This window comes from Tateyamaria omphalii (assembly GCF_001969365.1).
In the GTDB taxonomy this organism is placed as follows: Bacteria; Pseudomonadota; Alphaproteobacteria; order Rhodobacterales; family Rhodobacteraceae; genus Tateyamaria; species Tateyamaria omphalii_A.
On sequence record NZ_CP019312.1, the window covers coordinates 3,304,246 to 3,315,306 of the forward strand.

The 11,061-nt window shown below is 57.2% G+C and carries 10 protein-coding genes; 6 read left to right on the plus strand and 4 right to left on the minus strand.

Annotation, left to right across the window (positions count from 1 at the left end; all coding sequences use genetic code 11):
* The first annotated feature begins 7 nt into the window (after positions 1–7).
* Genes mnmG through BWR18_RS16615 form a run of 4 tightly spaced genes read left to right on the plus strand, consistent with a single transcriptional unit; the run spans position 8 to position 4,166 of the window.
* Positions 8–1,867, plus strand: a complete 1,860-nt coding sequence (gene mnmG, locus BWR18_RS16600; protein WP_076630376.1) for a tRNA uridine-5-carboxymethylaminomethyl(34) synthesis enzyme MnmG — start codon at positions 8–10, stop codon at positions 1,865–1,867.
* Positions 1,864–2,475: a 16S rRNA (guanine(527)-N(7))-methyltransferase RsmG gene (gene rsmG, locus BWR18_RS16605; protein ID WP_076629554.1), complete on the plus strand. Its 612-nt coding sequence runs from the start codon at positions 1,864–1,866 to the stop codon at positions 2,473–2,475. Before mnmG ends, rsmG begins: the two co-directional genes overlap by 4 nt.
* Positions 2,468–3,277 carry a ParA family protein gene (locus BWR18_RS16610; protein WP_076629555.1) on the plus strand — a complete coding sequence of 270 codons (810 nt, stop codon included), beginning with the start codon at positions 2,468–2,470 and terminating at the stop codon, positions 3,275–3,277. The genes rsmG and BWR18_RS16610 overlap by 8 nt, the downstream gene beginning before the upstream one ends.
* A 1-nt stretch (position 3,278) precedes the next feature.
* The gene (locus BWR18_RS16615) at positions 3,279–4,166 is read left to right on the plus strand and encodes a ParB/RepB/Spo0J family partition protein (protein WP_076629556.1); all 888 of its coding nucleotides are present in this window, start codon (positions 3,279–3,281) and stop codon (positions 4,164–4,166) included.
* Here BWR18_RS16615 and hemW read toward each other — a convergent pair.
* The 3 genes from hemW to rph are packed head-to-tail and all read right to left on the minus strand — an operon-like array spanning position 4,163 to position 6,622.
* A complete protein-coding gene (gene hemW / locus BWR18_RS16620; RefSeq protein WP_076629557.1) occupies positions 4,163–5,308 on the minus strand; it encodes a radical SAM family heme chaperone HemW in 1,146 nt (381 codons plus the stop codon). The two genes, BWR18_RS16615 and hemW, sit on opposite strands and share 4 nt — an antisense overlap.
* A complete protein-coding gene (rdgB, locus tag BWR18_RS16625; RefSeq protein WP_076629558.1) occupies positions 5,301–5,912 on the minus strand; it encodes an RdgB/HAM1 family non-canonical purine NTP pyrophosphatase in 612 nt (203 codons plus the stop codon). The genes hemW and rdgB overlap by 8 nt, the downstream gene beginning before the upstream one ends.
* On the minus strand, positions 5,909–6,622 hold the full coding sequence (gene rph / locus BWR18_RS16630; protein WP_076629559.1) for a ribonuclease PH: 714 nt from the start codon (positions 6,620–6,622) through the stop codon (positions 5,909–5,911). The genes rdgB and rph overlap by 4 nt, the downstream gene beginning before the upstream one ends.
* Before the next feature lie 99 nt (positions 6,623–6,721).
* On the opposite strand from rph, the gene hrcA reads away from it, so the two are divergent.
* Complete coding sequence (gene hrcA, locus BWR18_RS16635) at positions 6,722–7,792, plus strand: heat-inducible transcriptional repressor HrcA (RefSeq protein ID WP_076629560.1); 1,071 nt, start codon at positions 6,722–6,724, stop codon at positions 7,790–7,792.
* Positions 7,793–7,795: 3 nt separating this feature from the next.
* Positions 7,796–8,359 (plus strand): nucleotide exchange factor GrpE, encoded by a 564-nt coding sequence (locus BWR18_RS16640; protein ID WP_076629561.1) that lies wholly within the window; start codon positions 7,796–7,798, stop codon positions 8,357–8,359.
* Between the two features lie 36 nt (positions 8,360–8,395).
* Here BWR18_RS16640 and mutS read toward each other — a convergent pair whose 3' ends face one another.
* Positions 8,396–11,026 carry a DNA mismatch repair protein MutS gene (gene mutS / locus BWR18_RS16645; protein WP_076630377.1) on the minus strand — a complete coding sequence of 877 codons (2,631 nt, stop codon included), beginning with the start codon at positions 11,024–11,026 and terminating at the stop codon, positions 8,396–8,398.
* Positions 11,027–11,061 lie beyond the last annotated feature (35 nt).

Below are 11,061 nucleotides of genomic sequence, written 5' to 3' on the forward strand. Positions count from 1 at the left end.
GTTTCACGTGAAACATTTTGGCGTTGTGGTTATTGGCGGAGGACACGCCGGGACCGAAGCTGCACATGCGTCCGCTCGCATGGGTGTGTCTACGGCGTTGGTAACAATGAAACGGTCTGGCATCGGTGTGATGTCATGCAATCCGGCGATCGGAGGTTTGGGAAAGGGACATCTCGTACGGGAAATCGACGCCATGGATGGCGTTATGGGCCGCGTGGCGGACGCGTCGGGGATCCAGTTCCGGTTGCTGAACCGCCGAAAAGGTCCAGCGGTTCAGGGTCCGCGCACGCAATCTGATCGCGCTGTTTATCAGAGTACGATGCTGCGGATCACCGAAGAGATGCCGAATTTGAACGTGGTTGAAGGCGAGGTCATTGATTTTCGTATGGACGGCGATGATGTTTCAGGCGTCATCCTGCGAGACGGAAGCGAAATCTCGGCATCAGCGGTCATTTTGACGACTGGCACATTCTTGCGCGGCGTGATCCATATTGGCGATTCGTCATATTCCGGTGGGCGAATGGGAGATGAAGCGTCTGTGCCGCTGGCAGACCGAATGGACAGTTTCGCCCTGCCGATGGGCCGTCTTAAAACGGGGACACCACCGCGTCTGGACGGACGAACGATCCGCTGGGACATTCTTGACGTTCAGGACGCAGATGCGGAGCCCAGCCTGTTTTCTTTCCTGTCTACATTTGCCCCCCTACGGCAAATTGCATGTGGAATCACGCATACGAATAGTGAAACCCACGATATTATTCGGGAAAATCTTGGTCGGTCAGCGATGTATGGCGGGCATATTGAGGGTGTTGGCCCGAGGTATTGCCCCTCGATCGAGGATAAGATCGTTCGTTTCGCGGACAAGGATAGTCATCAAGTGTTCCTTGAGCCGGAAGGATTGAACGACCATACGATTTATCCAAATGGGATTTCGACATCTCTTCCGGCAGATATTCAAGTGGAGTACGTCCGCTCCATGGTTGGTTTGGAGAATGCCAAAATCCTTCAGCCCGGTTATGCCATTGAGTACGATTATGTGGATCCTCGGTCGTTGAATGCGGATCTTGCCGTGCGGGGCATTCAAGGATTGTATTTGGCCGGGCAGATCAACGGCACCACAGGTTATGAGGAGGCGGCGGCACAAGGTCTTGTCGCTGGGATAAACGCAGCGCATTCAGTTGTCGGGCGGGAACCTGTGAGGTTTCGTCGCGATGAAAGCTATATCGGAGTGATGATTGACGATCTGACGACCCGCGGCGTGACCGAGCCATATCGGATGTTTACATCACGCGCTGAGTTTCGTTTGTCGTTGCGCGCCGACAATGCTGATCAACGGCTGACTGAGTTGGGCCGTAACTTGGGTTGCGTGTCTGACGCGCGATATGCTGTTTTTGAACGAAAAAGGGCTGCGTTGGATGGATTGCGGACGCGGTTGCAGGAGGAGCAATTCACACCAAAACAAATTGCCGAGCAGGGAATCCGGATCAATCAGGATGGAACGAAGCGGACTCCATTTCAGGTTTTGGCGTTCCCCGATGTGACTTTCGATCATGTAAAAAACCTGGTTCCGGATCTGGATAACTACGCGTCCGAAATTCAGGAGCAGGTTGCGCGTGACGCCTTGTACGCAAATTACATCGCGCGGCAACGGAAGGACATTGAAAAACTTCGCAAGGACGAGCAGCTAAAGATCCCTGCGGGTTTTGACTACTCCGCAATCTCAGGACTCTCATCTGAACTGCAAAGTAAGCTGATGACTGTTCAACCGTCGGATTTGGCGCAGGCGGGTCGGATTGATGGTATGACGCCAGCGGCACTGGCTCTGATCCTGGGACGTATCCGTTATTTGGAAAAGAGATCGGCATGAACGCGATACCGGACTGGGCATCGCGTAATGTTTCACGTGAAACAGTCGATAAGCTTCAAGCTTACGCTGCGCTGATCCGAAAGTGGACGCCGAAAATCAATCTTGTCGCCAAGTCCACATTGGCTGACCTGGAGGTCAGACATATTTGGGATAGCGCTCAAGTTTTCGAAGAGCGTCCAGGCGTGTGGGCTGATCTTGGTACCGGTGGCGGCCTTCCGGGAGTTGTTGTTGCGATCCTTGCTCAGGAGCAAAAGAGAGAAATGCAATGCATTCTTGTCGAGAGCGACCAGAGGAAAGCAGCTTTTCTTAGAACCTGTGCGCGTGAGTTGGAGCTTCCAATAATCGTCATGGCGCAGCGGGTCGAGGATATCCCGCCGCTATGTGCTCATACTATATCGGCTCGTGCGTTGGCCTCGTTGGACATGTTGCTCGGGTTTGCTCAGCGGCATCTTACAGAAGACGGCTTGTGCATTTTTCAGAAGGGCGCCCAATGGCGGCAAGAAGTGGCTGAAGCTGAAAAAAACTGGCGGTTTGCATATGAGGCTGTGCCCAGTAAAACCGATGTTGAAGCAGTTGTTCTAAAGATCAAGGATATCCAGCGTGTCTGATCCGACGCGCCCGCCCGGGCCCAAGATTATTTCCGTTGCCAACCAAAAGGGTGGAGTGGGCAAGACCACGACTACCATCAATCTGGCGGCCGCGTTGGTGGAGTTGGGTCACAGAGTTCTTGTTGTAGATCTTGACCCCCAAGGAAACGCGTCAACCGGGTTCGGCATCGAAATGGATGACCGCGAACGCACGACATACGACCTGTTGCTGGAGGATGTGGCGCTGCAAGATGTGATCCTCGCCACAGATATTGAGGATTTGGCGATCATCCCGGCAACGGTTGACCTGAGTTCAGCGGATATCGAACTGATTTCGAATGAAAAGCGCAGCTTTCTACTGCATGACGCGCTGCGCCAGACGGACATGGATGCTTATGAATTCGATTTCATCCTGATTGACTGCCCGCCGTCTTTGAACCTTTTGACTGTCAACGCAATGATCGCATCACATTCGATACTTGTTCCGCTGCAAAGCGAATTTTTCGCTCTCGAGGGCTTGTCACAACTGATGCTCACTATTCGTGAGGTCCGGCAAACTGGCAACCCGAACTTGCGGATCGAAGGTGTGGTGCTGACAATGCACGATGCGCGCAACAACTTGTCTCAGCAAGTTGAGCAGGACGCACGTGAAAATCTTGGGGATATTGTGTTCAAGACACGGATTCCTCGAAATGTGAGGGTGAGCGAGGCGCCATCCTTTGCGGTGCCGGTGCTTGCGTATGATAGCACTTCTAAAGGTGCGATAGCCTATCGCGACCTGGCCAAGGAGCTGGTCGCCAACAATGCAGCAGTAGGGGCCTGATATGGCGAGCAGTGATAAAAAGCGTGGTCTGGGTCGTGGTCTGTCCGCCCTTATGGCTGATGTGAATGAGCCGACAGGGCCGACGACGTCATCCGATGGGGGAGAAAAACGTGTCCCGATTGAGAGGATCAAGCCGAATCCCAATCAGCCGCGCCGCCAGTTCGACGCCGCTCCGCTTGAAGATCTGATTGCGTCGATCAAGGAGAAGGGCGTTCTTCAGCCGCTGATTGTCCGGCCATCCGGCGATGGGTTCGAGATTGTGGCGGGTGAACGTCGTTGGCGCGCAGCACAACAGGCGCAACTGCACGAACTTCCTGTCTTGGTGCGCGACTTTACAGATACTGAGGTTCTGGAAGTCGCCATTATTGAAAACATCCAGAGAGCAGATCTGAACCCGATTGAAGAGGCGGCGGGATACAAGCAGCTGATGGACCGCTTTGGCCATACGCAGGAAAAGATGGCGGAGGCGCTGGGTAAATCGCGCAGTCATATTGCCAATCTACTGCGGCTCTTGCATTTGCCAGAGGCCATTCAGACATTCGTGACGGATGGATCGCTGAGCGCTGGGCACGCGCGCGCGTTGATCACGGCAGATGATCCCGTTGCGCTTGCCAAGAAGGTCATCGCTGGTGGCCTATCCGTGCGGGCGACCGAAGCCTTGGTGAAAAAAGGAACAGAGGCGTCTGGAAACAAGGTATTCACAGGCTCTGCGAAACCAAAAGCCGAGAAGGACGCGGACACTCGCGCGCTCGAAGATGATCTGTCTGCGGCTACGGGCGTCAAAGTGTCTTTGGCGCACAGGCCAGATGGTGAATCTGGTACACTGACGTTGCAGTACGAAACGCTGGATCAACTGGATGATCTGTGTCGCCGGCTTAGTGCGACCTAGTTGTCCAGGAGCGACCTCAACACTCCATTCAGAAGGCTAAACCCTTGATATGTAACGGATAAACGGTTCTGATATGCAGATATCAGGCCCATATCCATTAGCTCATCAAGTTTGGTTGGGTTAAAACTGCGACCAGACAGCTGGGTGTATCGATCCATGTCGATACCTTCGCTTAGACGCAAACCCATCATCACGTATTCCGTCGCCTGATCTGCGCCCGAAAGCGTCTCGGATGTTTCACGAGTGTCGCCTTGCAGCCAAGCTGTCGGCATCCGCTGTTGTTCAGTGGCGATGCGGGAACCGTTCAGAGTAAGTCGCCCGTGCGCGCCAGGGCCAATCCCGGCATAGTCTCCGTATCTCCAGTAGATGAGGTTGTGCCGCGACTCAGCGCCGTCGCGCGCATGGTTTGACACTTCGTAGCGTGGCATGTTGTGTGCTGTGCAAATGTCCTGCGTCAGTGCGTACATGTCGGCGGACAGGTCGTCGTCCGGTAAACCGCGCAGTTGCCCCCGTTTGTACCGATCTCCGAATGCTGTTCCCGGCTCAACCGTCAGTTGATACAAGGAGATATGATCAAGGTTGAGCGCCAACGCTTGCTGAAGTTCGCGCTCCCATTGGATGACAGACTGTTTCTGACGCCCATACATGAGATCGAAACTCACGCGATCAAAGGTTGATCTGGCGACATCAAATGCGGCCAGACCCTCTGCCGCGCTATGTAGACGGCCAAGTGCGCGCAAATCGGAGTCATTGAGCGCCTGGATCCCCATCGACACGCGGTTGATGCCAGCCGCTCGGAATGCGGCGAATTTTTCGGCCTCTACCGAGGTTGGATTCGCCTCAAGCGTCACTTCGACATCGTTGGCCATCGGCCATGTTCGAGCGGCAGCGCTCAAGACGGCGTCGACTGTGGAGGGCGCCATAAGGCTTGGCGTGCCGCCGCCAAAGAAAACGGACCGCAGTACACGGCCCGGCGTCAGGGCGCCAACGCGTTCTACTTCTGACACCAGCGCTGTACGCCACGCATCATGATCGACTGCATTGGTCACATGGCTGTTGAAGTCGCAGTAGGGACACTTGGCCGCACAAAACGGCCAGTGGACATACAGCCCGAAACCGCCGGCTTCCCAATCCTCAGCCAAAGCAACCTGCGATCAGTTTCTTGAAACTGTCGGCCCTGTGGCTGATCGCGTTTTTCTCGTCCGCCGACATTTCGGCAAAGGTGCGGTCGTGGCCGATGGGTTGGAACATCGGGTCATAGCCGTGGCCCAGCTTGCCGCGGACCGGCCAGACCAAGGTGCCCTCGACCGTTCCGGCGAAAACCTCCTCATGTCCATCCGGCCAGGCCAGTACGAGCGTCGAGCAGAATCGCGCTGTCCAAGGCTGTGCCGCCTGGCGTTCCACCAGTTCGGAATTTGTGCGTGTCATGGCCATCATGAAGTCGCGGCCGTTTGGTGTTTCGGCCCAATCCGCGGTGTACACACCGGGCGCGCCATCCAAGCCATCGACCTCGATCCCGGAATCGTCTGCGAGGGCAGGGAGGCCCGTGGCCTTGACTGCTGCTTGAGCCTTGATCCGCGCGTTGCCGACAAATGTCGTTTCGGTCTCGTCCGGTTCGGGCAGATTCATGTCCTTGGCTCCAACGACCGACACGCCAAAGGGGTGGAACAGTTGCTCCATCTCTTCCAGCTTACCTGCGTTGTGTGTGGCGACCAGTATCTTGTCGCCATCAAAGCGCCGGCTCATGCTGTGGCGCCTTGTTGCAAAGCGACCAGCTCTCCGACCCCTTTTTCTGCCAAGTCCATCAAGGCATTCATCTGATCGCGCGAGAATGTCGCGCCTTCGGCGCTCATCTGCACTTCGATCAATTGCTTGTCACCGGTCATGATGAAGTTGCCATCAACGCCTGCATCGCTGTCTTCGGGATAGTCGAGGTCGAGCACGGGTTGGCCCGCATAGATTCCGCAACTGATCGCCGCGACGGGTGAGATCAGCGGATCGGTGATGACATCACCGGCTTTCATCAGTTTGTTCACAGCCAGCCGCAGCGCGACCCAGCCGCCGGTGATGGCGGCACAGCGTGTCCCGCCATCGGCCTGCAAAACGTCGCAATCCACTGTGATCTGGCGTTCTCCCAATGCAACCCGGTCCACGCCCGCCCGCAGGGAACGCCCGATCAACCGCTGAATCTCGACCGTACGACCGCCCTGCTTTCCGGACGCAGCTTCGCGACGCATGCGGGTGTTTGTTGCCCGGGGCAACATACCGTATTCTGCGGTGACCCAACCCAACCCAGACCCCTTGATGAAGGGCGGCACACGATCCTCGATTGTTGCGGTGCACAGAACATGTGTGTCGCCCACCTTGATCAGGGCGGACCCCTCGGCGTGTTTGGTAAAGCCTGTTTCGATGGAAACAGACCGCATTTCGCTCAGTTCTCGACCAGAGGGGCGCATGTGATGTCCTTTTGAGTGTGTGTGTTGGGGATAGCCCTGCGCCCCAACTGGTGGCAACCCCGATTGACCTTTGTTTTCCGAGGTCTTTAATACCTAAAGATGACCGACACGCAGAAACTGCTGGACGAAATGAATGACCGCTCGCGAGAGGTGTTTCGCCGTGTGGTCGAGGGGTATCTGGATTCCGGCGATCCTGTCGGCTCTCGCACCCTGACGCGTGATTTCAGTGAAAAGGTCAGTGCCGCGACGATCCGCAACGTGATGCAGGACTTGGAATTCATGGGCCTGCTCGACAGCCCGCATGTCAGCGCGGGCCGTATCCCGACGCAACGTGGCTTGCGAATGTTTGTCGATGGGTTGCTGGAAGTTGGGGTGCCGGACGAGTCCGATCGTGAAAAGATCGACGCCACACTGGGCTCAAATGAACGTGACGTGGGCGGTTTGCTGGATCGCGTCGGCTCCGCTTTGTCGGGTGTGACCCAGGGCGCGTCATTGGTCCTGACGCCAAAGCACGAGGCCGCGATCAAGCATCTGGATTTTGTACCTTTGGGGCCCCAACAAGCGCTGGTGGTTCTGGTCTTTGCCGATGGGCATGTCGAAAACCGCTTGTTTCAGCCGCCACCCGGGCAAACGCCGTCGTCCATGCGAGAGGCGGCCAACTTCCTGAACGCGATGATCGAAGGGCGCACGCTGAGTGAGGTGAAAACCATCATGCAGCGGGAGATCGCGGACCGGCGGCAAGAGATCGATTCGCTGGCGCACGCGCTGGTCGAAAGTGGTCTTGCGTCGTGGACCGGCGAGGGGGACACGCCAGAACGCCTGATCGTGCGCGGGCGTGCCAACCTGCTCGACAACTCGTCTGAGGCAGAGGATCTGGACCGCATCCGATCCCTTTTTGACGATCTTGAACGCAAGCGTGACATCGCCGAATTTCTGGACCTGACCCAGGACGGCGACGGTGTGCGCATTTTTATTGGTTCAGAGAACAAACTTTTCTCACTTTCGGGTTCCTCTTTGGTGGTTTCCCCATATATGAACGCGGATCGAAAGATTATCGGAGCGGTTGGGGTCATTGGACCCACGCGGCTGAACTACGGCCGGATCGTTCCGATTGTGGATTACACAGCCCAGCTGGTCGGGCGGATGCTGACGGACCGCAATGAAAGGTGACACATGGCTGAGCCGAAGAATGATGAATTCCTTGATGACATCGATATGGCGGAGGAAGAAGTCTATGCCGATGAGATGGCAGAGATTGATGACGAGGCGCTGGAACTTGATCAATTGCGCGCCGAGCGGGATGAACTGAAAGATCGGTTCATGCGTGCCCTCGCCGACGCCGAAAATGCGCGCAAACGGTCGGACAAAGACCGGCGTGAGGCCGAGAACTATGGCGGGTCCAAACTCGCCCGCGATATGCTGCCCGTTTACGACAACATGAAGCGTGCGCTTGAATCAGCAACGGATGAACAGCGTGAAGTGTCCGCAGCCCTGCTTGAGGGTGTTGAGCTGACCATGCGCGAGCTGCTGAACGTGTTTAAAAAACACGGGATCGAACGGATTTCGCCCGAGGTCGGTGACGCCTTTGATCCGCAATTGCATCAGGCCATGTTCGAAGCGCCGGTGCCAGGGACCAAGGCGGGGGACATCATTCAGGTGTCTGCCGAAGGTTTCATGCTGCACGACAGACTGCTGCGCCCGGCGCAGGTTGGGGTGTCATCGACACCTGCAAGCTAAGGCTATTTGCATACTTGAAGAACAATGAAGGCGCGGTCAGGACTTGGCCGCGTCTTTCAGTTTGTAGATCAGGTCTAACGCTTCTCGTGGTGTGAGTTCGTCGGGGTGAACGGTTTCAAGCATCTCCAATGCGGGCGAGGCTTTGGTTTTTGTGGGGGCAGGCGGCGGCGTGGCGGAGAAGAGCGGCAGATCGTCGATCAGTGTTTTCTGTGTGGCGCCCCCTTCACGCTCACCGGATTCCAGCGCATCCAAGACCACGCGCGCGCGTGTGATGACAGCGGGTGGCAGGCCAGCAAGTTGCGCGACTTGCACGCCATAGGATCGGTCCGCCGCGCCCCGCTTCACCTCGTGCAGAAAGATGACCTCGCCGTCCCATTCCTTGACCGAGACGGTTGCGTTTTCCACGCCGTCCAGCTTTCCGGCGAGCGCGGTCATCTCGTGATAGTGCGTCGCAAAAAGCGCGCGGGATTTGTTCACGTCGTGCAAGTGTTCCAGCGTGGCCCAGGCAATCGACAACCCGTCATAGGTTGCAGTGCCCCGACCGATCTCATCCAAAATCACCAGCGCGCGGTCATCGGCCTGGTTCAGGATGGCCGCGGTTTCCACCATCTCGACCATGAAGGTTGATCGCCCTCGGGCAAGGTCATCGGACGCGCCCACGCGACTGAAGATCTGGCTGACCAATCCGATATGCGCTGCCTGCGCCGGGACAAAACTGCCCATCTGGGCGAGGATCGCGATCAACGCGTTTTGCCGCAGAAATGTCGACTTACCCGACATGTTCGGACCGGTCAGAAGCCAGACCGCTGCGCCACCTTCCGCATTCAGTTCGCAGTCATTTGCAATGAACGGCGTGCCGCCCTGCTGGGACAGCGCGTGTTCGACCACGGGATGCCGGCCGCCGGTGATGTCAACGCTGCGCGATGTGTCGAGGTGCGGTTTGCACCAATCCTGAGCGGTGGCCAACGTCGCCAAACCGACGGACAGGTCGATCTCTGCAAGAGCATTCGCGGTTTGGCTGATAAGCGCGGCATTATCCAACACCAGAGACCTAAGCCCCTCGTAGAGACGCTTTTCAATCTCAAGCGCCCGGCTACCTGCGTTCAGAATTTTGGTTTCGAGGTCGGACAGGTCAACGGTCGTGAATCGGATTTGGTTCGCGGTCGTTTGCCGGTGGATAAACGTCTCATTCAGCGGCGGCGACATCATCTTGTCGGCGTGGGTCGTTGTGACTTCGATAAAGTATCCAAGCACGTTGTTGTGCTTGATTTTCAGTGATTGCACCCCGGATTGCGTCGCATAGTCCTGCTGCATCTTTGCGATGACGGACCGCCCCTCGTCCCGCAGCTGCCGCGCTTCGTCCAATTCCGGCTCACAGCCCGCAGCAATGAACCCGCCATCGCGTGCAAGGAGCGGCGGTTCAGCCACAAGGTCATGTTCCAAGCGGTCGATCAGGTCCCCATGTCCTGAAAGATCGCGGAACGCACGCGCCAGTAGATCAGGCAGGGTGTCCGGTTGCGCGTCGAACAGGGCTTGCGCCTGACCCAGTCCGTTGCGCAGCGCGGCGAGGTCGCGCGGGCCGCCGCGGTCCAGTGATAACCGCGACAAGGCGCGGTCCATATCCGGCACGCGTTTCAAGGCATCCCGAACTGCGGATGTAAAATCAGGGTTTTCAACGCTGTATTCCACAGCGTCCGAACGTGCCGAAATCGTCTCTAACACGCGGGAAGGCGATGCAAGTCGCCGTTCCAGAAGTCTTGCACCTGCAGCTGTCGCTGTTCGGTCGATCACGGACAGCAGTGATCCACTGCGCCCGCCAGACAATGCGGATGTCAGTTCGAGATTGCGGCGTGTTGCGGCATCAATCTGAACCGTCCGCGCCTGCACCTCTTGCCTGGGTGGGCGAAGAAGGGGCAGTTTGCCCTTCTGCGTGATTTCCAGGTATTCCACCAATGCGCCCATCGCGCCGACCTCGGCCCGTGTAAAGGTGCCAAAGGCCTCCAGCGTCTTCACCCCGAACAAGGTGCCCAGCCGTTCCGCGCCTGCCGTGCTGTCAAATGCGGCACCGCCCAAGGTCGAGATTGAGATCCCGAAGTCTTCGACCACGGGCCGCAGGTCTGCTTCCTTGGCGTCCGTCACGATCAACTCCGATGGTGCCAGCCGCGCCAATTCAGGCCCTAACAGAGGCATATCAAGCGACATGACCGAAAAAGCACCGGTGGAGATATCGACCCAGGCCAGCGCCCCTTCGCTTCGCACATCGGCGAAAGCGGCGAGGAAGTTGTGCCTTCGCGCTTCCAATAGCGTGTCTTCGGTCAACGTGCCTGGCGTGACAAGGCGCACAACATCGCGCTTGACGACCGACTTGGACCCACGCTTTTTTGCTTCCGCCGGACTTTCCATCTGTTCGCAGACGGCAACGCGAAACCCTTTGCGGATCAGCGTCAGCAGGTAACCTTCGGCGGCATGAACCGGCACGCCACACATCGGAATGTCTGCGCCGTCGTGCTTGCCGCGTTTTGTCAGGGCAATGTCCAAAGCCTCGGCCGCGGCGACGGCATCGTCAAAGAACATCTCGTAGAAATCGCCCATGCGATAGAACAGAAGCGCGCCGGGATGCGCCTCCTTTATCTCGAGATATTGCGCCATCATCGGCGTGACTGACATGATATTCCCCCGTTTGTCGCGCGACATTACAAACG

Excerpts from the sequence above, each read along its gene's own strand:
- rdgB (WP_076629558.1), bottom strand. The coding sequence starts at position 5,912 with ATGAGCCGGCGCTTTGATGGCGACAAGATACTGGTCGCCACACACAAC.
- rsmG (WP_076629554.1), top strand. The coding sequence starts at position 1,864 with ATGAACGCGATACCGGACTGGGCATCGCGTAATGTTTCACGTGAAACA.
- hrcA (WP_076629560.1), top strand. The coding sequence starts at position 6,722 with ATGACCGACACGCAGAAACTGCTGGACGAAATGAATGACCGCTCGCGA.
- rph (WP_076629559.1), bottom strand. The coding sequence starts at position 6,622 with ATGCGCCCCTCTGGTCGAGAACTGAGCGAAATGCGGTCTGTTTCCATC.
- mutS (WP_076630377.1), bottom strand. The coding sequence starts at position 11,026 with ATGTCAGTCACGCCGATGATGGCGCAATATCTCGAGATAAAGGAGGCG.
- BWR18_RS16640 (WP_076629561.1), top strand. The coding sequence starts at position 7,796 with ATGGCTGAGCCGAAGAATGATGAATTCCTTGATGACATCGATATGGCG.
- BWR18_RS16615 (WP_076629556.1), top strand. The coding sequence starts at position 3,279 with ATGGCGAGCAGTGATAAAAAGCGTGGTCTGGGTCGTGGTCTGTCCGCC.